This is a genomic window from Paraburkholderia sp. PREW-6R (genome assembly GCF_039621805.1).
Taxonomy (GTDB): domain Bacteria; phylum Pseudomonadota; class Gammaproteobacteria; order Burkholderiales; family Burkholderiaceae; genus Paraburkholderia.
Window position 1 is genome coordinate 247,792 of sequence record NZ_CP155073.1, and the last position, 24,786, is coordinate 272,577.

Genomic DNA, 24,786 nt, shown 5'->3' on the forward strand with positions numbered 1-24,786 from the left:
CGGTAGGTTCAGTATCCGCGTTCGATGTCGACCACGCCACTCACACGTTCCCCGCGAATCAGCGCGGTAATCTTTTGCGCAACCTGTGCGACGCTTTCCTCGCGTAGAGTAAGCGCGGACACGTGTGGCGTGATCGTGATGCGCGGTTCGCGCCAGAACGGATGATCGGGCGGCAACGGTTCTTCGCGAAACACATCGAGCGTGGCGGCCGTCAGTTGGCCGCTGGCTAGCGCGTCGAGCAGATCCTGTTCGACGAGATGCGCGCCGCGCGCAACGTTGATCAGATAGGCGCCGCGCGCGAGTTTCGAAAACGTGTGAACGTCGAGCACGTCGCGTGTGTCGGGCGTGTGCGGCAGCAGGTTCACCAGCACCTTGACACCGTCGAGGAAAGCGTCGAACTGCGCTTGACCGGCGAATGTCGCGACACCGTCCACGACGCGCATCCCGCGGCTGTATCCACGCACCGGCAGGCCGAAACCCGCGAGGGTGTGTGCGACATGCGAGCCGAGCACGCCAAGTCCGAGCACGCCGACAATAAACGTGTCGCGCGGATGCGGGTCGAGCACCTGCCAGCGGTGTTCGTTTTGCAGCATCTGATATTCGTCGAAACGACGCAGATATCGCAGGACCGCATGCGACACGTATTCGGCCATTTGCGGCGCCATGCCGGAGTCTTCGAGACGGATCAGTTGCGCCGCGCGCGGCAGCATGCCCGGATGCTCGTGCTCCAGGGCGAGGATCGCGTCGACGCCCGCGCCGAGGTTGAAGATCGCGCGCAGGTCGTCGCGGCCCGCCAGCATTTCGCGCGGCGGGCGCCACACCACCGCGAAATCCGCCGGCGCGGTGTCGCCCGGGCGCCACTCGCGCACATCGGCTTCGGGCAGCGCGCGCGCAAAATCGTTGAGCCATGCGCGGGCGTCGGCATGCGGCATGTAGAAGAGGACTTTCATACGGTGCGGTAGGCGCCTGCGTCATCAAGTCGGTCGGCGGAGAAGGTCAGGCGCGGCGGCAATACCGCTCGCAGCGCTCGTGGCGACGCTTGCCGCATCGGCTCTCCTCCTTTTATGAACAGGCTTCATTCTACTTTTTCGACGCGTATTGCGTGCGTTTGCGCTAGGGTGTCCGATTTTCCGGGCGCGGCTCACGAGAGGCGGCGACGCGATTTCTGCGGAGAATGCCTGCATCGCCCGCACAAAAGCCAATAAAGAAAGCACAAAAAATTGGTTCGCCGATGCCGCGACGGGCAGCACAATCAACCCCGGTTTCCCGCAGGGAGAGGCAGACATGCTTTCATGCACCAGATCGACATGGCCGCCGCGGCTCGTCACCGTGCCCGGCTTGCACGGCAGTGAAGGCGCGCACTGGCAAACGTGGCTCGAGCGGCAATTTGCACGCTCAGTGCGTGTCGAGCAGGCCGATTGGGACGCGCCTGACGTCGCGCTCTGGTCTCAATCGCTGCGGGACGTGCTGGCGCGCGAGCGTGGTCCGTTCGTGCTGGCGGCTCATAGCTTCGGGTGCCTCGCGGCGGCACATGCCTTGCAGCAGAGCTCCTATGCGAACGACGTCGTTGGCGCGCTGTTCGTCGCGCCCGCCAGTCCGCAAAAGTTCGCCTTCGCCGGGTCGTTCGAGGCGCGGCGTCTGGGTGTGCCGTCCATTCTGGTCGGCAGCGAAACCGACCCGTGGATGCCGATTGCCGGCGCGCGCGACCTGGCCCAGCGTTTCGGCAGCGCGTTCGTCAACCTCGGCGACGCGGGCCATATCAATACCGCGGCCGGCTTCGGTCCGTGGCCGCGTGCGAAGTATTTCATCGACACGCTGGTTCATTGCGCGGCGCCCCTACGTTTTCGCGAGGAATCACCCGATAGCGTGCAGCAGCCATTTGCGTGGGCCGTCTGAGTGCCGCGCCATGTGCTTACCCGGCGCGATCATTAGCGCGACGGCGCGCAGGGACGCTCCATTGCGCGAGTAAGCGATCCGTTAGAATCCCGCTTCACGCTGCACATTCGTGCGGCCACCGGTTTCATCATCCAAAGGCGGGCACAAGATGGCAGGCAACACGGGGACATCGCGCTGGTTCACGGCCGGCATGACGGCAATCGCGCTCGCGTTCGCAATCGGCGGTGCGCCGGCGGCGCGTGCAGAGACATCGCTGCTGAACGTCTCGTACGACGTCACGCGCGAACTGTACAAAGACATCAACGCGGGCTTCATCACCGCATACAGACAGAAAACGGGCGAGACGGTGTCCATTCGACAGTCGCATGGCGCGTCGAGTGCGCAGGCGCTGTCGGTCCTGCAAGGTCTGCAGGCGGATGTCGTGACGATGAACCAGCCGAACGACATCGACCTGCTCGCCGAAAAGGGCCACCTGGTGCCGGCGAACTGGCGCACGCGTTTGCCCGATGACAGCGCGCCGTACACCACCACGATGGTGTTCCTCGTGCGCAAGGGTAATCCGAAGCAGATCAAGGACTGGGACGACCTCGCGAAGCCCGGCGTGCAGGTGGTGATCGCGAATCCGAAGACCTCGGGCAACGGCCGCTACGCCTATCTTGCAGCGTGGGGTTATCGCAAGCAGCACGGCGGCACGGATGCGCAGGCAATCGATTTCGAAAAATCCATTTTCCGCAACGTGCCGGTGCTCGATACGGGCGGCCGCGGCGCGACGACGACCTTCACGCAACGCGGCATCGGCGACGTGCTCGTGACGTTTGAAAACGAAGTGTCACTGATCGACACAGGAGTGGGCGCGGGCAATTTCGAAGCCGTGTATCCGTCGGTGAGCTTGCTGGCGGCGCCGCCTGTTTCCATCGTCGACAAGGTGGTCGACAAGCGCGGCACCCGCAAGCAGGCGCAGGCGTATCTGGACTACCTGTGGTCGCCGGCGGCACAGGAAATCATCGCGCAGCATCATCTGCGTCCGCGCGACAAGACTGTGCTCGCGAAGCATGCCGCGGAATTCAAGCCCATTAAAACGTTCACTGTCGAGGAGATGTTCGGCGGCTGGCAGAAAGCGCAGCAAACGCATTTCTCCGACGGCGGCACGTTTGATCAGATCGTGGTGGACAGGAAATAAAGCCGCAAGGTGGGCTTGAGCCATAGGGCCGCCTCGCAGAAGCGAGCGCGGCCTTTTTTATCGGGCGGAGCGTTGGTGCGCTCGCCCGACGTCCTGAGCAGGCTTTCAGTTCGGCGCCGAATGTGTGTCACACCCGCGCTCGCAGCCGCTTTGATCCAGCGGCATCTGCTGCGCTGCCTCGGCACGAATCCCAAGCCGTTCGAGCAACTTGCGATCGGCTTCTGCTTGCGGATTGCTCGTCGTAAGCAACTGATCGCCATAGAAAATCGAATTCGCGCCGGCGAGGAAGCACAGTGCCTGCAGCGCTTCATCCATCTGCTCGCGACCTGCTGAGAGGCGCACCATCGCCTTGGGCATCGTAATGCGCGCGACGGCAATGGTTCGAACGAATTCGAACGGATCGATGGCTTCCGTGCCGGTCAGCGGTGTGCCTTCGACCTGGACGAGGTTATTGATCGGCACCGATTCCGGATACGGCTCCATGTTCGCCAGTTGCGTGATCAGGCCGGCGCGTTCGCGACGGGATTCACCGAGACCGACGATGCCGCCGCAGCATACGTTGATGCCCGCGTCGCGCACGCGTTCGAGCGTGTCGAGACGGTCCTGATAGGTACGCGTCGAAATGATCTGCCCGTAGAACTCCGGCGACGTGTCGAGATTGTGGTTGTAGTAGTCGAGGCCCGCATCACGCAGCGCCTGCGCCTGGTGCGTTTCGAGCATGCCGAGCGTCACGCAGGTTTCCAGACCCATCGCCTTCACGCCGCGGATCATGTCCTTGATCGGTTCGAGGTGACGGTCTTTCGGATTACGCCATGCAGCGCCCATGCAGAAACGTGTGGCGCCGTTTTCTTTCGCGGCGCGGGCGGCGGCGAGTACGTCGTCCACCGGCATCAGCTTGTCGGCCTGCAAACCCGTATCGTGATGCACCGACTGCGGACAGTAGGCGCAATCTTCCTCGCAGCCGCCGGTCTTGATCGACAGCAGCGTCGAGAGTTGCACGGTGTTCGCGTCGAAATGCTCGCGATGCGTTTGCTGGGCACGGAACATCAGATCGTTGAACGGCAGTTCGTACAGCGCGACGATGTCCGCGACGCGCCAGCGCGCGGCCTGTTTCGCGGCGGCTGCGTTCGCGTTGTGGTTGCTCGCGGCCGCGTCGGCGAGTGTTGGAGTGAGGTTGAGTTGCGTCATAGGGGCGATCCTCATGGATGGATGTGCTGTGACTCAGCGCTGCGCGTCGCGCAGCGTGTGCAGAAGCCGGTTGATATCGAGTTGGTGCGCCGCCAGTTCGGGCGATGCCGGGTTCAGATGCGGCACGATGCCGAGCAGTGGCGCGTCGTATTCACGCGCCAGATGCTCGCGGATCGACGCAATGTTTTCGTCGGGGAACGTCATGTCGGGATCGACGCGATTGGCGACCCAACCCGCGAGCGACAGACCGCGCGCCGCGATCGCCTCGGCGGTAAGCAACGCATGACTGATGCAGCCAAGCCGCATGCCGACCACCAGCACCACCGGCAGTCTGAGGGCGACCGCGAGGTCGGCCGTGTCTTGCGTCGCCGTCAGCGGTACGCGAAAACCGCCGACGCCTTCCACCACGACAATATCCGCGCGCGTCAGCGCCTGCTGATGGCACGCGACGATGTGATCGATGTCGAACGTGACCTGTTCGAGAGCGGCGGCAATGTGCGGTGCGGCGGGTTCCTTGAGCAGATACGGCGTGCGCATGTCGGGCGGCAGCAACACGTTCGACGCGGCGTCGAGCTGGTCGGCGTCCTCGTTGCGCAGCACGCCGTTCAGTTCGAACGCGCCGGCCGCGATCGGCTTCATCGCGGCCGCTTGCAATCCTTCGCGGACGAAACCGCGCAACAGCGCCGACGAAACGAACGTCTTGCCGATTTCCGTATCGGTCCCGGTGACGAATAAAGATAGTGCGCGGCTCATGCGGCTTTGGCCTCGAGGTGTTGCAGGCCGGCGTCGAGCCGGTCCAGATCCGCCAGGGAGTGCGCGGCGGACAACGAAATGCGCAGCCGCGAGGTGCCCACGGGCACGGTTGGCGGCCGGATGGCCGGCACCCAGAGGCCGGCGCGATCGAGCGCCGCTGCGATGTCGAGCGTGGCCTCGTTGGAACCGATGATCAAGGGTTGAACGGCCGTGTGCGAATCGACGGGCTGCCACGCCGTCGCCTTCAGCATGGCGCGCGTGCGTTCGATCAGTTGCTGAAGATGCGCGCGTCGCGCGTCGCCTTCTTCACCGCCGATGATCCGTAGACTCGCCGATACCGCATGCGCCGCGGCCGGCACGGACGCCGTCGTGAAGATGTACGGACGAGCCCGCTGCACGAGCCATTCGATCACGGTCTCGTGCGCAATCACGAATGCGCCCGACACGCCCGCCGCTTTTCCGAGCGTGCCGATGCTGATCAGGTTTGGCGAGCGCAGCGCCGCCTGCGCAACTGCGCCGCGTCCTTGCGGACCGAGCACGCCAAAACCGTGCGCATCGTCGACGATCAGCCAGGCGCCGTGTTGCTCGGCCAGTGCGAGCAGACGCTGCAGCGGCGCGACATCACCGTCCATGCTAAAGACGGTATCGGAGACGATCACCTTGACTTGCGCGTCGGAAGCGTCGAGCAGCGCGCTCAACGCGTCGATGTCGCAATGCGGATAGACCTGCACGTCGGCCCGCGACAGGCGTGCGCCGTCGATCAGCGATGCGTGATTGAGTTCATCCGAAAACAGGGTGGCGCCGCGGCCGGCGAGCGCGGTGAGCGTCGCCAGATTCGCCATGTAGCCGGTGCTGAAGTAAAGCGCGCGGGCATTGTCGACAAAGCCACCCGCAAACTCGGCGAGGTCGTCTTCGAGTTGCGCGTGCGCGCGCGAGTGGCCGCCGAGCAGATGCGAGCCACCGCTGCCGGCGCCATAGCGCTGTGCGCCCTCGGCGATTGCAGCGATCAGTTCCGGATGAGCGGCAAGCCCCAGGTAGTCATTGCTGGCAAAGCCAATGATTGCACGGCCGTCCACGGTCATGTGCGCGGCGCAGGGCGTGTCGGCTGTGCGGCGGCGACGGCGCAGGCCATGCGTGTCGATCTCTTTCAGGCCTTGTGCGAGTGTGTCGAGCAGGTGCATCAGCGTGTCTCCGCGAGCGTGGCTTCGAAGGTGTCGCGCGTGCGCAAGGCGAGCAGCGCGAGTTCTTCGTCATCGAGGATGTAAGGCGGCATCAGGTAAACGGTGGTGCCGATCGGGCGCAGCAGCAGCTCGCGTTCCAACGCGTTTTCGAAGAAGCGGCGAGAGAATGTTTTGGCGTGCTGAACGTTGTCGATCACGGCGTCGAATGCGAAGATGGTGCCGCACTGGCGCAGATCGCGAACCTGGTCGTGGCCAGCAAGCGGCGCGAGCGCGGCCTTCAGTTTCGCGGATTTCTGTGCGTTGACGGCAAGCACGTTGTCGCTGGCGAACAGATCGAGCGTGGCAAGCGCCGCGCGGCACGCAAGCGGATTGCCCGTGTAGGAATGCGAATGCAGGAAGCCGCGCGTGGTGTCGTCGTGATAGAAGAGTTCGTAAATTTCGTCACGCGACAGGACGATGGAAAGCGGCAGATAACCGCCGCTGATCCCTTTCGACAAACACAGAAAATCCGGCCAGACGTTGGCCTGTTCGCACGCGAAGAATGTGCCTGTGCGTCCGCAACCGACGGCTATTTCGTCGGCGATCAGATGCACGCCGTATTGGTCGCACAGTGCGCGCAGGCCTGCCAGATAGGACGCGTGGTGCATGGCCATGCCAGCCGCGCACTGCACGAGCGGCTCGACGATCAGCGCGGCGATGCGGGCTGCGCGGCTCTCGAACAGCGCGCGCACGTGAGCGAGCGCTCGACGCGCGGCATCGGCCGCGGTTTCGTTCTGCGCTGCCGTTCGCGGATCGGGCGATTGCACAACGTGGGCATGACGGATCAGCGGATCGTAGGCGTCCTTGAACAGCGCGACGTCGGTCACGCCGAGCGCGCCGATCGTTTCGCCGTGGTAGCTGTTGGCGAGGCAGACGAATTCCTGCTTGTCCGCCAAGCCGCGATTGCGCCAGGCGTGAAAGCTCATCTTCAGCGCAATCTCGACGGCGGACGCTCCGTCCGACGCGAAGAACGCATGGCCTAACGTGTTATTCGTGAGCGCGCCGAGGCGTTCCGCGAGTTCGATCGCGGGTTCGTGCGTACAGCCGGCGAGCATCGCGTGTTCGAGCGTATCCAGTTGCTCTTTGAGCGCTGCGTTGATGCGCGGATTCGCGTGGCCGAACAGGTTGACCCACCAGGAACTGATTGCATCGAGGTAGCGATTGCCGGCGCGATCGTAGAGCCACGCGCCTTGTCCGCGCGCGACGGGCACGAGCGGCACGCGCTCGTGGTGCTTCATCTGGGTGCACGGGTGCCAGACGGCGCGCAGGCTGCGGGCGATCCAGTCATCCGGTGATGCCGAGGTCGATGGTGAGGGTGCTTTCAATACGGTACTCCGGGGGTGCTCTCTATTTCCTGCTGCGACGAGGACGTTTTCGCGCTGTGCGCGGGCCTCTGTTTCGCCGCGGGGTCGAGATTAGCGGTTTATTTCGTCGTGTGCACTAGGGTTGAGAGCGGCGTTTTTGCCTGTGGCGGCGGGGTTTGGCGATGTTTTTTGCAGGTCGATGCAAATTACTGCGGATGGTTGGAGATCGGCGCAGTTAGCGACGTCAAAGTAGTGGAGGGTTGTGGGGCAAATTGGTGCCGCTGGACTCGGCTTTTTGCTTATGGCCGCGCGTTGGCCTTCCGTTTTGATCTTTGTGGGCTTGGCAAGGAAAGCGGCTGACACCGTTAGCCACGAAGCGGGCGCCCTGGCCTGAAGCGGCGAGTGGTCGATCCACGAATGATTTCTCGCGCCGCCCGCGCCCGCGCCAAAAGCGTCATTGCGTTCGCCCCGGCGATCGGATGGCCGGGCGTCAGGCGCCGGCGCCTGCATGGCGTTTGAGAAGCACGCCTAATTAATTCGGCGATGCCGGAAAGCATGGCGGCATTGATGAACAACTGCGGAAGGCGAGCGAAGTGTCGCAGGAAGCATGCTGCTGTGTGACGGATACCAGGTGTGCGGGAGCATCCATTCGAGATGCACCCTTTCCGCGCCAAATCCAAAAACTGCCGATCAGACGAAAACCTCAACCGTCATTCCCGACTGGCAATGGCGCCCCGCACATCCGCAGCCGATGATGAAGCATTCTGGCCACCCGTTTGAGCCGTCTGCGAAGACTGGTCCCCCCAAACGACGGCATTGTTCACCGCATACAAGCGGCAAGGCGCCGAACTCTGCTTCTGGCAGTTCGCGACAGCGACCGACATCGGATCATCCCCGCCTTCGGCCCACGACCATGCGCCGCTGTCGGACACAGCAAACGCCCGGCTCGGATATTGATGGAGGAAATTGCGATACCCGTTTCGACCCGCTTCATCGACATAAGGGACGGAATCCACGGCATCGACCGCGGCAAACCCGCTAGGCTTTGGCGTGGACGGATCTGCGACACGGTACTGAACGCCAGTCGGCATGCCCACGCGCGCGAGGAACGCCTCGACGGCCGGCCACCATACGTGCACGCCATCCCGGTCACCTACCAGACGATGCGCGTCATTCTTATAGTTACCGTAATCGATCATTTTCGACATCGCGCCATGTGCGCCATAGGCGGCGTACATATTGGCGACGAGCGGCGCGTTCCACACGGAATCGTTATCGCCATACAGCCACAACGACGGCACTTTGGTCTTCTCGCCGTACGCGCCAAAGGCTCGCGTGAGATTGCCCTGCCAGTCGGTGCACGCGTCCTGACGCAAACCGCCCGAGAAATTGATCAACGCGCGCACGCCCGGCGCGGCTTCGGTGCCGTAAGCCATGGTCGCCAGGCCGCCGTGCGACGTGCCGGCAACCACGATATGCGAAGCGTCCACGTAGGGTTGACGGGACATGAAGTCGATCGTGGCCGCGACGTCGCGCGCCTGGCCGAGACCATTGCGCTCCACGTCGCAACCATCCTGCTCATACACGCCGTCCGAGTGGCCGAAACCTTGACGGTTCGGCGCCACCACCACATAGCCGCGGCGAACGAACTCGCGCGCGAACGGCAGCGGGTCGCTGCGCTCCTGCGTGCGTGGATCGCCGGGAATCTTGCCGTGGTTGAAAACGATCATCGGAAACGGGCCGGCGCCGTCTGGTTTGTAGATCGTCGTTTCGAGCGTCACCGTGCCGGCAGCGTCCACGGGGACGCGGATCACCTGTTCGTTGAGGCCGGCAGTAGGCAGATAGACGTCGTCGTCGAGTGCAATACGCGGCACATGCGCGCGGCCCAGCGGTCCAGCCTGCGTGTCGGCGAGCGGGTCGGCGTGTGCAATAGCCGCAGCGCACGTTGCCGCTGCACAGAGCACCACACACTTCGACAGAACCTTGCTGAACGTCATCGACACACCTGCCAAAAAGACTGCCCCGAACACCGTGGCGCCTGCTTGCCGCTGATTGGCTGACATTCCGCTTTCGTCAGCTTTCGACAAACAAAAACACACTCGCGTGCGTTGTGCCGGAAAGCGCACGCACGCTGCTCGAGATCGCACGGGATGAACCGCAACGGCCGACGCGACCCCACGCGCCGATGATGAGCGTCACATCATGCTGCTGGATACCGCCGCCGAACCCACACTGTCTGATGCCCGGCAGAGCGTCCTGCGCATTTTGCTGAGCGGGTATGGACCTGCTCTCGCAACGTGACGCCATGAACCTACGACCTCATCCTGGCACGACAATTTTGGTTTGTGCAATCAAGGAGAACCCGTGACGAAAAAAATGCCGGGTATGAATTGCCGATATCGACCTGCGCAACGGCTGCGATCACGGTGGTTGGGTGGACGAAGCATTTGCGTCGGCTCAACGCGGGCTGCGTGCGTGTGGTGTAGAGCCAACAGAGGAAAGGCCCTGCATTGAGGGCCATATTTGACTACGCAACTAAACGCGCCATGTTGCGATGTAAGACGAGGAAATAGAAAAGGCGTTAGTCGCGGACGTCGCCATCGACATAAAGCCAACGTTCGTCGTCAGCACGCACGAAGCGGCTCAACTCGTGCAGCCGGTGCGCACGGCCTCCCACCTTGTAACGTGCGACGAATTCAACCGTGGCGTGCCGGCTGTCGGCCTCATGGAAGGCTTTGATCTGGAGTCCGAGCCAACGCGCGGCGTCCGACGCGGCGGGGTCGACGTCGAGGTCGGCGGGGCAGGTGTGCGGCGCCCACGTTGCGCGAAGATAATCGGTTGCGCCGACGACATAAGCGCTGTAACGCGAGCGCATCAGTTCGAGCGCGCGCGGCGCGTGCTCGCCGCCGTCGATGTAGCGGCCACAGCATTGCGCGAAGCGCGGCGCTTTGGCGCCACGCTGCAGCTCGGGCGACGCACCGCCGCAGGGACACTCGGACGGTCGTTGCACGTGCAACGATTGCTTGTTCATCGGATTCAGCCTATCCCGCGCGCAATGAGGATCTTCTGGATGTCGCTCGTGCCCTCATAGATCTGGCACACGCGTACATCGCGGTAAATCCGTTCAACCGGAAAGTCGCTCAGATAGCCGTAGCCGCCGTGAACCTGTAAGGCGGCCGAGCAGATCCGCTCGGCGGCTTCGGACGCAAACAGCTTGGCCATGGCCGCCTCGGTCAGACACGGCTGGCCGGCGTCCTTGAGCGACGCCGCGTGCCAGATCAACTGGCGCGCCGCTTCGAGTTGGGTGGCCATGTCGGCCAGCCGAAATTGCACGGCCTGGTGCGCGAAGAGCGGCTCGCCAAAGCTTTCGCGTTCCTTCGCATAGGCGAGCGCGGCCTCGAACGCGGCGCGCGCCATGCCGACGCTCTGCGCGGCGATGCCGATGCGCCCGCCTTCGAGCCCGGACAGCGCGATCCGGTAGCCTTCGCCTTCCGCGCCGATCAGGTTCGCAGCCGGCACGCGGCAGTCCTCGAAAACGATCTGCGCGGTGTCCGACGAGTGCTGGCCGAGTTTGTCCTCGACGCGCGCTACCACGTAACCTTCGGTGGCAGTCGGCACGATGAACGCGCTGATGCCGCGCTTGCCCGCGGATTTGTCGGTGACCGCCATCACGATCGCGACGTCGCCGTTCTTTCCGCTCGTGATGAACTGTTTGACGCCGTTCAGCACGTAGGCGTCGCCGTCGCGCGTGGCGATGGTGCGAAGCGCGGACGCGTCGGAGCCGGCTTGCGGCTCCGTCAGACAAAACGCGCCGAGCATGTCGCCCCGAGCGAGCGGCGTGAGCCACTCGCGTTTTTGCGCGTCGTTGCCGAACGTCAACAGAATGCTGCACACCGGGCAGTTGTTGACGGAAATCGCGGTGGACGTGCCGCCATCGCCGGCGGCGATTTCTTCGAGAATCAGCGCGAGCGCCAGCGCGTCCATGCCGGCGCCGCCATAGGTCTCCGGCACCAGCACCCCATACGCGCCGAGTTCGGCGAGTTGCCGGTGCACGTCTTGCGGAAATATACGTTCGCGATCCCATTGCGCCGCATGCGGCGTAATGGCGTCCCGCACGAAAGTGCGTACGGCGTCGCGAATCATCACGTGGTCCTGGTCAAGCACCATGGCTTGGTCTCCTCGTTGTTGACGCTAGCGGCTCACCAGTCGAGCGCCGTGCCGTCGTACTGATAGAAGCGGCCGTTGAACGATTCGCGCGACGCAGCCGCTTGCGCAAGCACTTCACGCATGCCGGCGACACTGCGCGTGGGGTCGATCGCCGCCTGCGCGCCACCCATGTCCGTTTGCACCCAGCCTGGATGCAGCGAGACGCAGGTCGCGCGCCGGGCTTCGAGCGACGCGAGTTTGAGCGCGTCGTTCAATGCTGCCTTGCTCACCCGGTAGAGCCAGCCGCTAGTGCCGCTGCTGTCGGCAATGCTGCCCATCTTGCTCGAAATCACCGCGAACACGCCGCCCGCTTCCTCGACGAGCGGCAGCAGGACCGGCATCAATTGCATCGGACCGCGCACGTTGGTCTGCATCACGTGATCGAAGTCTTCCGCCGTGATCGTTTCGATACCCTCAGTACGCGGACCATAGACACCCGACACGATGATGGCCGCATCGAGCCGTTCACCGTCGAGCTTCCAGCCGAGGCCGGCGATGTCTGCGGGCACGGTCACGTCGGCGGAAAAGGTTTCGGCGCCGAGTGCCTTGAGTGCGTCGAGTGCGGCGCCGTCGCGTGCAGTGGCGAGCACGCGCCAGCCGCTCTTCAGGTACTGACGCACGAACTCCTGTCCGATGCCGCGCGACGCACCGACAATCAATACTGTCTTCATCGCCTGTCTCCTCAGATCAGTTCGATACCCATTGCCGTTGCTTCACCGCCGCCGATGCACAGTGTCGCGACGCCGCGCTTGCCGCCGCGCTTCTTCAGCGCGCCGATCAGCGTGACGAGAATGCGCGCGCCCGACGCGCCGATCGGATGACCAAGCGCACACGCGCCGCCGTTCACGTTGACTTTCTCGTGCGGCAGCTTGTGCTCCTTCATCGCGGCCATCGTTACGACGGCAAATGCTTCGTTGACCTCGAAGAGATCGACGTCTTCCGCGCGCCAGCCGTTCTTGTCGAACAGCTTGCGGATCGCGCCGACCGGCGCGGTGGTGAACTTCGCGGGCTCCTGCGCGAAAGTGGAATGGCCGACCACGCGGGCAATCGGTTCGACGCCGAGCCGCTTCGCTGTCGACTCACGCATCATCACGAGCGCGGCAGCGCCATCTGAAATCGACGACGAGTTGGCCGCCGTCACGGTCCCGGTCTTGCTGAACGCCGGCTTGAGCGACGGGATCTTTTCGATGTTCGCCTTGAACGGTTGCTCGTCGTGATCGATCGTCACATCGCCCTTACGGCCGGCGACGGTGACCGGCGTGATCTCCCACGCGAACGAGCCGTCTTCATTGGCGCGTTTCGCGCGATTGAGCGACTCGACGGCAAACGCGTCCTGCGCCTCACGCGTGAAGTCGAACGACGCCGCGCATTCCTCGGCGAACGTGCCCATCAGGCGGCCTTTTTCATAGGCGTCTTCAAGACCGTCGTAGAACATGTGGTCGATCACCTGGCCGTGACCCATGCGCATGCCGCCGCGCGCCTTCGGCAGCAGATACGGCGCATTCGTCATGCTCTCCATGCCGCCCGCCACGATCACGTCGGCGGACCCCGCGGCGAGCATGTCGTGCGCGAACATGGCGGCGCGCATGCCGGAACCGCACATCTTGTTGACCGTGGTGCTGCCGGTGGAAAGCGGCAAGCCCGCGCCGAGCGCCGCTTGCCGCGCGGGCGCCTGGCCGAGACCGGCGGGCAGCACGCAGCCCATCACCACTTCGTCGATCTGCTCGGGTTTCAAACGCGCGCGCTCGACCGCGGCCGCAATGGCGGCCGAGCCGAGTTGCGGCGCGGTCAAGGCTGCGAAGTCACCCTGAAAGGCGGCCATCGGCGTGCGGGCCGCGCCCACGATGACGATCGGGTCGGATTGTATGTCGCTCATGTTCGTCTCACTCCTTGAAGTCACTCATGTTTGAGATGGTTGATCACGCCTTCGACGACAGCCGGCACGTCGCCGAGCTGTGCGGCGTCGGCGGCGAGCACGTCGTTATCCGCTTTGTGCGCACCGCCGGTGGAGACCGCCGCCACGCACTCCTGATACGTCGTGTCGAGCGCGGCCGGATCGCTGATGGTCATGCCGAGGTCGCGCACCTTGCCGTCATGCACGCCGTACGCCCAGCCATGTACCGTCAGCGCCTGACCTCGCGCCCACGCGTCGTTGACGATCGTCGTGCGGCAAACGTTCATCACCTGTTCGATCGCGTTCAATTCGACGAGGCGCCGGTGACGCGCTTCGCCGAGCGGCCATTCCTCGATCAAGGCGGCGTGCTTCGTGCGCACGTCCTGCACGTGGTGCAGCCAATTGTCAGCCAGTCCGACGCGACGGCCGTGCAGCGCAGCGCCCACGCCGGAGCAGCCATAGTGGCCGACCACCATGATGTGCTTGACCTTCAGCAAGTCGACCGCGAACTGGATCACGGACAGGCAGTTCAGATCCGTATGCACCACGACGTTGGCGATGTTCCGATGCACGAACACTTCGCCCGGCGGCAGGCCGATGATCTGGTTGGCCGGCACACGCGAATCGGAGCAGCCGATCCACAGATACTCGGGCGTCTGCTGATGGGCGAGACGCGAGAAGTACTCCGGGTCTTCGGCCAGTTTGCGGGCCACCCACGCGTCGTTGTTGTCGAACAGATGCGCGAGAGGGTGAGGTTTGGAAGCGTCGTTCGTAGTCATGTTGCGTCTGGGCCGTGTGCTCGACCGGCGTGCCGGTCGATGTCGTTACATAGATGTCTGGCAGCGGATGCGGTTGCGCACATTGCCGCGACGGGTGCCGCCGCGCCGGGCGCCGCAGCGCCGGGCGCGGCAGCGCTTCACGCCGCTCGCGCGGCAGCGCCTTGCATGACGCCCGCCGTTTGTGCCGCGTTCGCGTCGGCAAAGCGCTCCGGATATCGCACGCAAAAGCGCGCGCTGCTGTCATAAGGGAAAAAGTCGGGCAGTTCGCCTTTCAGTAGATGATCCTTGTGCCGTTGCCAGAGCGCCGGGTCGAAGAAGTCCGCATGGTGTTGCATGAAGGCACGGCGCACGCGCGGGTCGCCGAGCAGAAAGGTGCCATACGTCTCCGGGAAAATGTCGTGCGGGCCAATCGCGTACCACGGCTCGCCCGACATTTCGTCTTCCTCGTGACGCGGCGCGGGCACCGCGCGAACGATACAGTCGGTCAGATATTCGATCTCGTCGTAGTCATAAAACACGACGCGCCCGTGTCGCGTCACGCCGAAGTTCTTGTACAGCATGTCGCCGGGGAAAATGTTCGCCTGGATCAGTTCCTTGATCGCATTGCCGTATTCGCGGATGCCGTGATCCACTTCTTCGTCCGTGCCGTTTTGCAGGTACAGGTTGAGCGGCACCATGCGTCGTTCGATATACAGATGCCGGATCACGAGGTTGTCGCCGTCGTATTCGATTAGCGACGGCACTTCCTTTTCGAGTTCCCTCACGAGCGCTTCGTCGAGGCGCGAAAGAGGCAGCGCGACGCTCGAATATTCGAGCGTGTCCGCCATGCGGCCTAAACGGTCGTGTCGTTTGACGAGCTGATACTTTTCCTTGATCCGCGCGCGCGTGGTGTCTTTCGGCGGCGGAAAGGAATCCTTGATCAGCTTGAAGACGTACGGGAACGACGGCAGCGTGAACACCAGCATCACGAGTCCCTTGATGCCGGGCGCGATGATGAACCGGTCGCTGGAATGGGAAAGATGATGCAGCAGGTCGCGATAAAACAGATTCTTGCCCTGCTTCTGCAGACCCAGGGACGTATAGATTTCCGCTTTCGGCTTACCCGGCATGATGGTGCCGAGAAATTCGACATACGCCGACGGCACGTCCATATCCACGAGGAAGTACGAGTGCGAGAAGCTAAAAATGATCAGCAACTGGTCGCGCTGGAGCAGCACCGTGTCGAGTGCGAGCAGTCCCGGCTTCGCATGCCTGATCGGCACAGCAAAAGGCAGCAGCAGATCGCCGTTGATAATGCGCCCAATGATATACGCCGACTTGTTCCGGTAGAACAGCGACGACAGCACGTGGATCTGAAAGTTGGGCGCCTCGTCGAACGCGCCGAACGTGTCGTGAATGGCCTGCATTACGCAGCCCACGTCACGCGTCAGATCTTCGAATGGCGTGTCGAGCTGGAAATTCGTGACAATGCGTTCGAGGGTCGCGGCAAGACCGTCGTTGCCCGGATAGTACGCGCGGTAGGTGGGTTTCGCGGCCGGCTCGTCGTTCTCGATGTATTCGGTCGAGATCGCGGGGCGCACGAAAATGAAATCGTTGTTGAAGTACGAGCGGTGCAAAATCTTGCAGCACACCGAATTAAAAAACGTTTCGGCGCACTCGGGCTGGCGGTGTGTGGTCAGCAGGCCGATGTAATGCAGCTTGATCTGCTGCCACACTTCGTCGTCGATATGTTCCGCGTCGTATTCGTCTTCGAGTAGCGCCACGCACTCGCTCACGCGCTCGTCATACGATGTGATGCGATCGCGCGCCAGCTTCTGCAAACCGTGCCAGTCGGCGCGTTTGAACAACGTGCGGGCACGGATCGCGGCGTCGCGAAAGACACGGTAATGGCGGTCGAATCCCTCCAGCATCGTCTGCGCGACGTCAAATCCGATCTGCGACGACAGCAGTTTGGGAAAGTGATTCATGCCTGCCGCGTTTCCCGCGCCCCGCTTTCAAGCATCGCACGCGCCTGGGCTTCGTACTGCGCGAGGTCTTCCAGCGTCGCGTTCAGATCTTCCAGTTGACGTTCCAGCACTTCGCGATGCCGCGCTACCGTGGCGAGGAACGCATGCAACTGCGGAACGGTGTCCGTAGGCGATTCGTACACGTCCAGCAGGTCGCGGATTTCCGACAGCGTGAAGCCCAGCCGTTTGCCGCGCAGCGTGAGTTTCAGCCGCGTCCGGTCGCGGCCCGAATAAACGCGCCGCAGACCGCTCGACCCTTCGCGGCTGGGTGAGAGTAAACCCTGATCTTCGTAGAAGCGGATCGCGCGCGGCGTGACGTCGAATTCCCGCGCGAGTTCGGTAATCGTGTATTGCGTGTTCATCAGGACATTCCGTGGCCGGCAGAAAAACAGATAGAACGTTAGAATCGACGTTTACGTTATCGTCAACCTAAACGGAACGCAACCAGGCGCAACGCGGCACGCAAACCACGCCGACGGGCTCGCACACCTCGCCATGCCGGACGGCCGACGGAGGAAGACATCCACAATGAATGCACTCGAACATCAACTCGACTACCCGTTCAACGATACGCTGCCCGAAGCCGGTCAGGCGATGGGAGTTGCGCCCGGCGTGTTCTGGCTGCGCATGCGGCTGCCGTTCGCGCTGGACCACATCAACCTGTGGTTGTTGCGCGATGAGATCGACGGGCAGCAGGGCTGGACGGTCGTCGACTGCGGCATTACGTCCGATGAGATCAAAGCGAACTGGGAGCGCGCGTTCGACAGCGTGCTGGACGGACTGCCGGTGTTGCGCGTGATCGTCACGCACTGTCATCCGGACCATATCGGCCTCGCTCACTGGATCTGCGCGGGCGGCGACAAGAAGCGCTGGGACGTGCGGCTGTGGATCACGCATGGCGAATACATGCAGGCACGGGTGATGGCGGCCGGCGACGGCTCGAATGCAGGCGGCGAGGGTGCGGCGCGCCACTTCGCTCGGCATGGCGTGACGGACGAGGAATCGCTCGACAAACTGCGCAACCGCAAGAGCTACTACGCGAGCCTCGTACCGGCTCTTCCCGCCCAGTATCGCCGTTTGCGCGAAGGCGACCCGGTGGAGATCGGCGGCAGAACCTGGCGCGTAATAACGGGCTTTGGCCATTCGCCTGAACACTGCGCGCTGTATTGCGAAACGGCGGGCGTGCTGATTTCCGGCGACATGGTGCTGCCGCGTATTTCGACCAATGTTTCGGTGTTCGATATGGAACCGGAAGGTACGCCGCTCGCGCTGTATCTGGAGTCGCTCGGGCGCTACGAGACGTTGCCGGAAGACACGCTCGTGCTGCCGTCGCACGGCAAGCCATTTCGCGGCGTGCGTACGCGCATTCGTCAATTACGCGAGCATCACGATGCGCGTCTGGACGAGGTGAGGCAAGCGTGCGCGCAGACGCCGCAAAGCGCGGCGGATATCGTGCCGCTCATGTTCAAGCGCCAGCTCGATATCCATCAGATGACGTTTGCAATGGGCGAAGCGCTGGCTCACCTGCATCTGTTGTGGCTGGCTGGTGAATTGAAGCGCGAGCAGGGCGAGGATGGGGTCGTGCGGTTTGCGCCGGTGTAATTGAACCCGCGATGGCGTGATAAAAAAGCCCGACTGCTTCATCACAGCAGCCGGGCATTTTTCTGGCAGCGCTATTCGGCGCTTCTAGCGGGCACTCACAGCGGCCCTTACTGCAGGCACTTACTGCACCGACACCGCCGCAAAATTCTGCCGCCCAAACGGACTCACGTGATACCCGCTCACATTCGTGCGCGTGATGGCCGCGGCCGTGGGATATCCGAGCGGAATCCACAGCGCCTGATCGTGAATGATCTGCTGCGCCTGCTCGTAGGCTTTCGCGCGCTTCGACTGGTCCGGCGTGGCCTTGCCGTCGGCGATCAGCTTGTCCAGATCCTGGTCGCAGAACCGCGCGAAGTTGATGCCCGACTTTACCGCGTTGCAGCTAAAGAGCGGCGACAGGAAGTTGTCCGGGTCGCCATTGTCGCCCGCCCAACCCATGAACAGCGAGTCGTGCTGGCCCTGCTTGGCCTCCTTGATCAGCTCGCCCCATTCGATCACTTTCACGTCCGCTTTCACGCCGATCTTTGCGAAATCGGCTTGCAGCAGCTCGGCGCCAGCCTTCGGATTTGGATTGAGCACACTGCCGGTAGGACGCACCCAGATGGTGGTCTCGAAGCCGTTCGGATAGCCTGCGTCGGCGAGTAGCTTCTTTGCTTTGGCAGGATCATACGGCCATGCCTTGACTGCCTTGTCGTAGCTCCACGTGTTCGGCGGATACGGATTCACGGCCGGCGTCGCCGTGTTGTCGAACACGGTCTTCAGGTATGTCGTGCGGTCGAACGCCATGTTCAGCGCGGCGCGCACCTTCTGGTTGTCCAGCGGTTTTTTCTGCGTGTTCAACGCGACGAACGCCGTCATGAACGCCGGCGTTTGCACGATAGCGAGCGACTTGTCGCCCTTCGCGTCGGCGAGGTCCTGCGGCTTGGGCGAGAGCGCGATCTGGCATTCGCCCGTCCTGACCTTTTGCGCGCGCACCGTGGCGTCCGGCGTGATCGCGTAGATCAGGCGGTCGATCTTCGGCTTGGGACCCCAGTAGCCTGGATTCACGTCGTAGCGGATCACCGCGTCTTTCGTGTAGCTCTTCAGTTCGAACGGTCCCGTGCCGATCGGCTTTGCGTTCAGATCGGCCTGCTTGCCGGCCTTCAGCAACTGGTCGGCATATTCAGCCGAATAGATCGACGCAAAACCCATTGTCAGGATCGAGATGAAGGTCGCGTCCGGTGCGTTCAGTTCGAACTTGACCGTGTTGTCGTCGACCTTGCTCACGGATTTGATGAGCTTGGGCAAGCCCATCGACTGCGCGTGCGGAAAACCACTTGCGCCTGCCACCTTGTGCCACGGATTGTTGCCGTCGAGCATGCGCTCGAACGTGAAGACGACGTCATCGGCGTTCAGCGCACGCGTGGGCTTGAAGTAGTCGGTGCTCTGGAACTGCACGTTCGGCCGCAGATGGAACGTATAAGTGAGGCCGTCGGCGCTCACTTCCCACTTGTCGGCCAGCGCGGGCACCACTTTCTTCGCGGCCTCATCGTACGAGACGAGCGGGTTGAAGATCACGTCTGCCGACGCGTTGGTCGTGACGAGCGAATTGAACTGCACGACATCGAAGCCGTCGGGGCTCGACTCGGTGCAGACAGTCAGCGGTTTGGCGAGCACGAGCGCGGGCGCCGTGAACAGTACGGCGGCTGCGAGCAGTTTGAAGCGCATAGGTTCTCCCATAACGAGCGCAGTCAGGCAGTGCGTCTGGTTGTGTGGTTATGTTCCGTTGACGAAAGACGGCGCGGCGCCAGGCATGGCCGTCCATTTCATTGTGATACGTTTCTGGCGCTGGCGCTGGCGCATGGCTTCATGGTGACCGCGCCGCACGCGTCCCGCGTCCTTCGCGAAAGCTTATCGAAGGGTGGTTGCGGCGACAACAACTTAATCCACCTATCCATAGGGTGCGGACGACGTCGCTGTTCCGGCGTGCGCAGGCTCCGGCCGCGCTGTGCCGGCAAACGGGGCGTCACGTGGAATGGCCAAAGGTGCAGCCGGCCTCGTCTGGCGCTGCGCGCTTGCGCTGATTTACTCGGCTTCGACGGTGGTGCGCGGTTTGCGCGGCGCATGCTCGAATGCGCGGTCATATAGCCAGCGCGGCAGGATGTGCAGCAGCATGGCCACGATACGCATCTGCCAGGGGAATACCGCGAACGCCGTGCGACGCTCGACCGCGTTCGCCGCTTTCACCGCGAAGCGGTCGGCGTCCATCAGGAACGGCATGCTGTACGGGTTGTGGGCGGTCATCGGCGTGCGGATGTAGCCGGGCGCAATGGTGACCACGCCCACGTCGAACGGGCGCATCTCGACGCGCAACGCCTCCAGATACTTGAGCGCCGCGGACTTCGACGCGCTGTACGCGCCCGAACCCGGCAAACCGCGCACACCGGCGACGCTGGCAATGCCGACCAGCGTGCCCTTCTTCGCGCCGACCATGGCGGTGACGAACGGTTCGAACGTGGCGACCATGCCGAAATAGTTGATGTCCATCACTTCGCGGAACGTACGAAGGTCGCCGTGTCCGGTTGCCGCGCCGCGGCTGATGCCGGCATTGGCAATCACGATGTCCGGCAAACCGTGCTGCGCAATGAAGTGCGCCGCCGCTTCGGCGAGCGCCTCGGCGTCTCGTACGTCGACGGAATAGATGGAAATGGGGTTTTGCGGGTGAGACTGCCTGAATGCAGCAAGGGCGTCGCCGCGGCGGGCAACGAGGCCAAGAATCGCGCCGCGCCGCGCATATTCGGCGGCGAGCGCGAGGCCGATACCACTCGACGCGCCGGTAATGAAGACTTTCTGCGGAGTACTCATTCCGGCGCCTTCGACGTTACATCTTTTTCGCGCGGACCTGTGCAACCAGATAATCCAGCACCTGGATCGTGCCCGGCAGGCTGTTGGTCGCGGCCGGCCCGGTTTCATACTTGCCTTGAACAGCCAGCGTCGGCACACCGTCGATCTTGTAGTCGTCGAGCAGTTTCTTGTCTTTCTGCAGCGCGCTTTGTGTCGAGAACGAGTTGTACGCTTCCATGTACTTCTTCGGGTCGACACCGTTCTTCGCGAGGAATTTGGCCTGATCTTCCGGCGTCAGCAAGTAGTCCTTGTTGACGTGGATTTCGTTGAAGACCTTGGGCGTGAGTTGCGTGGCGAGGCCGAGCGCGTCGAGCGCGTGGTACATCTTCGAATGCGGAATGAAGTCGTCGCGGAAGGCCACCGGCACGCGCTTGAACACGACGTCCGGACCCTGCTTCTTCACCCACGCTTCGAGGTACGGGTTGAATTCATTGCAGTGCGGGCAGCCATACCAGAAAAATTCGGTGACTTCGATCTTGCCAGCGGGTTCGTCGGTGGGTTGCGGCGAGGACAGCACCGTGTAGTCCTTGCCTGCGACCGGAGCGGCCGGCGATGCGTGCGCCGTTGCGGCCACGAGGCCCAGCGACAGGAACAGAATGCTCAGCAGTTTCTTCATGTTGTGATGACCCAGGTAGGCGGTAAAGCGGTGGCGCCACGCAAATGCCCGTCACCGTCTGTCGTTTCGGCATGGGCGCTGTCAAGCGCCCTTTGTGTTTGTGACACACGCCGCACCCCGATAGTTCGGCGGCGGCGCGAGCCTGCAAACCGTGTCCGTTATGGTTGATTACTGTTTCGTGAAACGGATCACGGCGGTGTCCACGCCGGCGTCGGACAGACGCTGACGGCTCGCATTCATGTCCTCGAACTTCGAGAACGGTCCGATACGCACGCGGTAATACGTCACGCCGCCCGCGTCACGCTGTGTGACTTTCGACTCGAAGCCCTGGAACGCAAGGCGTGCGCGCTGCTGTTCGGCATCCGCCGACGTCTTGTACGCACCGACCTGCAGGAAGTAACCCGTGTTCGCGTCACCCGGCGCCGGCGCGGCGCCTGAATCCTGCCTGCCGTTGCTGGCCGTGGCGGACGAGCCGCTCTTCGGCGCGGAGCCCGACGCCGTAGCGGCCGGCGTACTCGAACCTTGCGGCTTCTTCGCCGTGCTGCCCGCCGTGCTGGTGCCGTTATCCTGCGCGGGCTTCGGTGCAACTGCCGTACCGTTCGCGCTGCCCGCCGACGGCGGCACTTCGACGATCTGCGGTTCCTCCAGCATGCCCGACTGGGTTTGCGAGTTGGTCTGACCGGGCGCGGTGTTGGGCGGTGCCGGCTGCGCGGCTTGCGGCACCGGCTGGCCCGGCGTCTTGCCCTGCAAAGGACGGTTCGGATCGTATTGCTGCACCTGGCTCGAACCGGTGTCCGGCGCCGCGGGCGGCGCGACTTTCGAGACGAACGGCGTAGGCGCACGGGTGATATACAGCGCCACCACTACCGCGATCGCCAGGCCGACGATCAGGCCCAGCACGATGCCGAGAAAGGTGCCCCCGGTTTGTTTCGATTGCTTCGTTGTGCGGCGTGGTTTTGCCATCGTATGAATCACCTGCAAAAAGAATCCTGGAACGGCCGTCGATTATAACGACGGCCGCGTGCATGTTACGCCGGAGGACTTACATCTTGACGGGAGCAGAGACGCCAATCGTCGCGAGACCGTTGGCCAGCACCTGACGCGTAGCCGCGAGCAGCGCCACACGTGCATTGCGCTCGGCTGCGTCGTCGACCAGCACGCGTTCGGCCCGATCATTGTAGAACGAGTGGAATTCCCCGGCGAGGTCGCGCAGATAGAACGCAACCGCATGCGGTGCGAGTTCTTCGGCGGCGTGCTGCAGCATGTCCGGAAATTCCGCGAGCTTGTTCAGCAGCGCCATGGCACGCTCGCTGGTGAGCGGAGATAGGTCCACCTCGGCAAGCGTGCTTTCGTCGGTGTGGTACCGCGCCTTGCATTCTGCGATGACCGAGCAGATCCGTGCGTGCGCATATTGCACGTAGTGCACCGGGTTTTCGTCGTTCTGTTTCAACGCGAGGTCGATGTCGAACACGAACTCCGTGTCGGCCTTGCGCGAAATCAGGAAGAAGCGCACGGCGTCGCGGCCGCGGCGGATCGTTTCCTCGTCGATCAGATCGACGGCGGCTTCCGAACCCGGCGTTGCGCCGCCCGACCATTCGATCAGGTCGCGCACCGTCACGTAGCTGCCGGCGCGCTTGGAGATTTTCACCTCTTCGCCATTGCGCACGACCGTGACCATCTTGTGCAGGATGTAGTCGGGATACCCCTTCGGAATGCCGACGCCGAGACCTTGCAGGCCCGCGCGCACCCGCGCGACCGTGCCGTGGTGATCCGAGCCCTGAATGTTGATGACCTTGGTGAAGCCGCGCTCCCACTTGGCAACGTGATACGCGACGTCAGGCACGAAGTACGTGTAGGTGCCGTCGGTCTTGCGCATTACGCGGTCTTTGTCGTCGCCCTCGTCGGTGGTGCGCAGCCACAGCGCGCCGTCCTGTTCGTAGGTCTTGCCGGCGGCGATCAGCGCGTCGACAGTTTTCTCGACGCGGCCTTCGCTGTACAGCGACGACTCCAGATAGTACTGGTCGAACTTCACGCCGAACGCCTGCAGGTCCATGTCCTGTTCGCGGCGCAGATACGCAACCGCGAAACGGCGGATAGCGGCGAGATTCTCGACGTCGCCTGCGCCGGTCACGGGCTCGCCGTCGCTCGCGGCCACGGTGACACCGTTCAGATAGTCTTTCGCGATGTCGGCAATGTACTCGCCGTTATATGCCGACGCTGGCCAGCCTTCGTCGCCGGGCGCGAGGCCGCGCGCACGCGCCTGCGTGGAAAGCGCGAGCGTCTGGATCTGCACGCCGGCGTCGTTGTAGTAGAACTCGCGGTGCACGTCCCAACCTTGCGACGCCAGTACGTTCGACAACGCGTCGCCGAGTGCGGCCTGGCGGCCGTGACCAACGTGCAGCGGGCCGGTCGGATTCGCCGACACGAATTCGATCAGCACGTGCCGTCCGGCTTCGCGCTGCGAGCGGCCGAACGCGTCTTTTTCCGCGAGCACGGCGGCGATCACCGCCTGCTTCGCGGCAGCGGCAAGACGCAGGTTAATGAAGCCGGGGCCGGCGACTTCTGCGGCTTGAACGAGCCCCCTGGCCTGCGGGTGCACGAGCAATGCGTCGACGATCTGTTGCGCAAGCTGGCGCGGATTGGCGCGCAGCGGCTTGGCGAGTTGCATCGCCACGTTGCAGGCGACGTCGCCGTGAGCAGCCACCTTCGGGCGCTCGAGCGTGATGGCGGGCGAGACAAAAGCGGCTTCGGTCGCGCCCTGGGAGGCGGATGCGACCTGCTTCACCGTGTCGGCGAGCAGTGTTTCGAGAGTGTGTTTATGTGCAGGCAGCATGCTTGTTGCGAGTCCAGTGAGGCAATCCGGTGATGCGCAAGAGGCGCCGGCCGCGCGCTCGTTGCGGCCGATGAATCAGAAGCGTGGAAAGCGGCGATGCACGCGCCGCGCTGCGTTGGGCGCGCCGCCGGCAGCAGGCACGTTGCCTGCAACGCCATGTGTACGGCGCACGGCGGCCTGCGCTGTTGCGGTTGCGGTGGTTCGCGGCAGTGATGCGCAAAGCCACGGCCAGCCGGCCTGAGCGCGTGACTTGTGCTTCGCCGCGCCCGGCGCAGTGCGGCGCGCTTTTCCGTTCAGACGGATTTTAGCAGGTGCTAATATGTTCAATGAGATGCCCAGCAAGGGCCGTGGCCGTCAGGCCTGACCGGCGAGCCAACGTAACGCATGCCGGCAGTGGTAGTCGAACTGCTCGCGCGTGGGTCCAAC

Annotated in this window: 21 protein-coding genes; 3 read left to right on the forward strand and 18 right to left on the reverse strand. The window is 63.4% G+C overall.

Annotated features, from left to right (window positions below):
* Nucleotides 1-8: 8 nt before the first annotated feature.
* Entirely contained in the window at nt 9-950 is a 942-nt protein-coding gene (locus tag AAGS40_RS01085; RefSeq protein WP_345812627.1) for a glyoxylate/hydroxypyruvate reductase A, read from the reverse strand.
* Between the two features lie 334 nt (nt 951-1,284).
* On the opposite strand from AAGS40_RS01085, the gene AAGS40_RS01090 reads away from it, so the two are divergent.
* Together AAGS40_RS01090 and AAGS40_RS01095 are read left to right on the forward strand one after the other, a co-directional pair.
* Entirely contained in the window at nt 1,285-1,896 is a 612-nt protein-coding gene (locus tag AAGS40_RS01090; RefSeq protein ID WP_345812628.1) for an alpha/beta hydrolase, read from the forward strand.
* 190 nt (nt 1,897-2,086) lie between these two features.
* On the forward strand, nt 2,087-3,076 hold the full coding sequence (locus tag AAGS40_RS01095) for a sulfate ABC transporter substrate-binding protein (protein WP_345814448.1): 990 nt from the start codon (nt 2,087-2,089) through the stop codon (nt 3,074-3,076).
* 105 nt (nt 3,077-3,181) lie between these two features.
* Here the strand turns inward: AAGS40_RS01095 and bioB are convergent, their stop codons facing one another.
* The 12 genes from bioB to AAGS40_RS01155 all read right to left on the reverse strand — a co-directional run bounded on the left by bioB (nt 3,182) and on the right by AAGS40_RS01155 (nt 16,788).
* Nucleotides 3,182-4,264 carry a biotin synthase BioB gene (bioB, locus tag AAGS40_RS01100; protein ID WP_345812629.1) on the reverse strand — a complete coding sequence of 361 codons (1,083 nt, stop codon included), beginning with the start codon at nt 4,262-4,264 and terminating at the stop codon, nt 3,182-3,184.
* Nucleotides 4,265-4,297: 33 nt separating this feature from the next.
* The gene (gene bioD / locus AAGS40_RS01105) at nt 4,298-5,017 is read right to left on the reverse strand and encodes a dethiobiotin synthase (RefSeq protein WP_345812630.1); all 720 of its coding nucleotides are present in this window, start codon (nt 5,015-5,017) and stop codon (nt 4,298-4,300) included.
* Nucleotides 5,014-6,198, reverse strand: coding sequence for an 8-amino-7-oxononanoate synthase (gene bioF / locus AAGS40_RS01110; protein ID WP_345812631.1), 1,185 nt, complete (start codon nt 6,196-6,198; stop codon nt 5,014-5,016). The genes bioD and bioF overlap by 4 nt, the downstream gene beginning before the upstream one ends.
* Nucleotides 6,198-7,562 (reverse strand): adenosylmethionine--8-amino-7-oxononanoate transaminase, encoded by a 1,365-nt coding sequence (bioA, locus tag AAGS40_RS01115; protein WP_345812632.1) that lies wholly within the window; start codon nt 7,560-7,562, stop codon nt 6,198-6,200. The genes bioF and bioA overlap by 1 nt, the downstream gene beginning before the upstream one ends.
* A gap of 689 nt (nt 7,563-8,251) precedes the next feature.
* Nucleotides 8,252-9,538 carry a CocE/NonD family hydrolase gene (locus AAGS40_RS01120; protein ID WP_345814449.1) on the reverse strand — a complete coding sequence of 429 codons (1,287 nt, stop codon included), beginning with the start codon at nt 9,536-9,538 and terminating at the stop codon, nt 8,252-8,254.
* A 584-nt stretch (nt 9,539-10,122) separates the two neighbouring features.
* Nucleotides 10,123-10,572, reverse strand: coding sequence for a YchJ family protein (locus tag AAGS40_RS01125; protein ID WP_345812633.1), 450 nt, complete (start codon nt 10,570-10,572; stop codon nt 10,123-10,125).
* A 5-nt stretch (nt 10,573-10,577) separates the two neighbouring features.
* Entirely contained in the window at nt 10,578-11,708 is a 1,131-nt protein-coding gene (locus AAGS40_RS01130) for an acyl-CoA dehydrogenase family protein (protein ID WP_345812634.1), read from the reverse strand.
* 32 nt (nt 11,709-11,740) lie between these two features.
* Nucleotides 11,741-12,418, reverse strand: a complete 678-nt coding sequence (locus AAGS40_RS01135; protein ID WP_345812635.1) for an SDR family oxidoreductase — start codon at nt 12,416-12,418, stop codon at nt 11,741-11,743.
* Nucleotides 12,419-12,429: 11 nt separating this feature from the next.
* Nucleotides 12,430-13,623 carry an acetyl-CoA C-acetyltransferase gene (locus AAGS40_RS01140; RefSeq protein ID WP_345812636.1) on the reverse strand — a complete coding sequence of 398 codons (1,194 nt, stop codon included), beginning with the start codon at nt 13,621-13,623 and terminating at the stop codon, nt 12,430-12,432.
* A 20-nt stretch (nt 13,624-13,643) separates the two neighbouring features.
* Nucleotides 13,644-14,420, reverse strand: coding sequence for a carbonate dehydratase (gene can, locus AAGS40_RS01145; protein WP_345812637.1), 777 nt, complete (start codon nt 14,418-14,420; stop codon nt 13,644-13,646).
* A gap of 137 nt (nt 14,421-14,557) precedes the next feature.
* Complete coding sequence (gene aceK, locus AAGS40_RS01150; RefSeq protein WP_345812638.1) at nt 14,558-16,387, reverse strand: bifunctional isocitrate dehydrogenase kinase/phosphatase; 1,830 nt, start codon at nt 16,385-16,387, stop codon at nt 14,558-14,560.
* Nucleotides 16,384-16,788, reverse strand: coding sequence for a MerR family DNA-binding transcriptional regulator (locus AAGS40_RS01155; protein ID WP_345812640.1), 405 nt, complete (start codon nt 16,786-16,788; stop codon nt 16,384-16,386). Before AAGS40_RS01155 ends, aceK begins: the two co-directional genes overlap by 4 nt.
* A 166-nt stretch (nt 16,789-16,954) precedes the next feature.
* Between AAGS40_RS01155 and AAGS40_RS01160 the strand changes: the two genes are divergently transcribed.
* The gene (locus AAGS40_RS01160; RefSeq protein ID WP_345812642.1) at nt 16,955-18,028 is read left to right on the forward strand and encodes an MBL fold metallo-hydrolase; all 1,074 of its coding nucleotides are present in this window, start codon (nt 16,955-16,957) and stop codon (nt 18,026-18,028) included.
* Between the two features lie 120 nt (nt 18,029-18,148).
* Here AAGS40_RS01160 and AAGS40_RS01165 read toward each other — a convergent pair whose 3' ends face one another.
* The 5 genes from AAGS40_RS01165 to argS all read right to left on the reverse strand — a co-directional run bounded on the left by AAGS40_RS01165 (nt 18,149) and on the right by argS (nt 24,360).
* On the reverse strand, nt 18,149-19,735 hold the full coding sequence (locus AAGS40_RS01165) for an ABC transporter substrate-binding protein (protein WP_345812643.1): 1,587 nt from the start codon (nt 19,733-19,735) through the stop codon (nt 18,149-18,151).
* Between the two features lie 357 nt (nt 19,736-20,092).
* Complete coding sequence (locus AAGS40_RS01170; RefSeq protein ID WP_345812644.1) at nt 20,093-20,872, reverse strand: SDR family oxidoreductase; 780 nt, start codon at nt 20,870-20,872, stop codon at nt 20,093-20,095.
* Between the two features lie 16 nt (nt 20,873-20,888).
* The gene (locus AAGS40_RS01175; protein ID WP_345812645.1) at nt 20,889-21,527 is read right to left on the reverse strand and encodes a thiol:disulfide interchange protein DsbA/DsbL; all 639 of its coding nucleotides are present in this window, start codon (nt 21,525-21,527) and stop codon (nt 20,889-20,891) included.
* A gap of 168 nt (nt 21,528-21,695) precedes the next feature.
* Nucleotides 21,696-22,508 carry an SPOR domain-containing protein gene (locus AAGS40_RS01180; RefSeq protein WP_345812646.1) on the reverse strand — a complete coding sequence of 271 codons (813 nt, stop codon included), beginning with the start codon at nt 22,506-22,508 and terminating at the stop codon, nt 21,696-21,698.
* Between the two features lie 61 nt (nt 22,509-22,569).
* Entirely contained in the window at nt 22,570-24,360 is a 1,791-nt protein-coding gene (gene argS, locus AAGS40_RS01185; protein WP_345812647.1) for an arginine--tRNA ligase, read from the reverse strand.
* Nucleotides 24,361-24,786 lie beyond the last annotated feature (426 nt).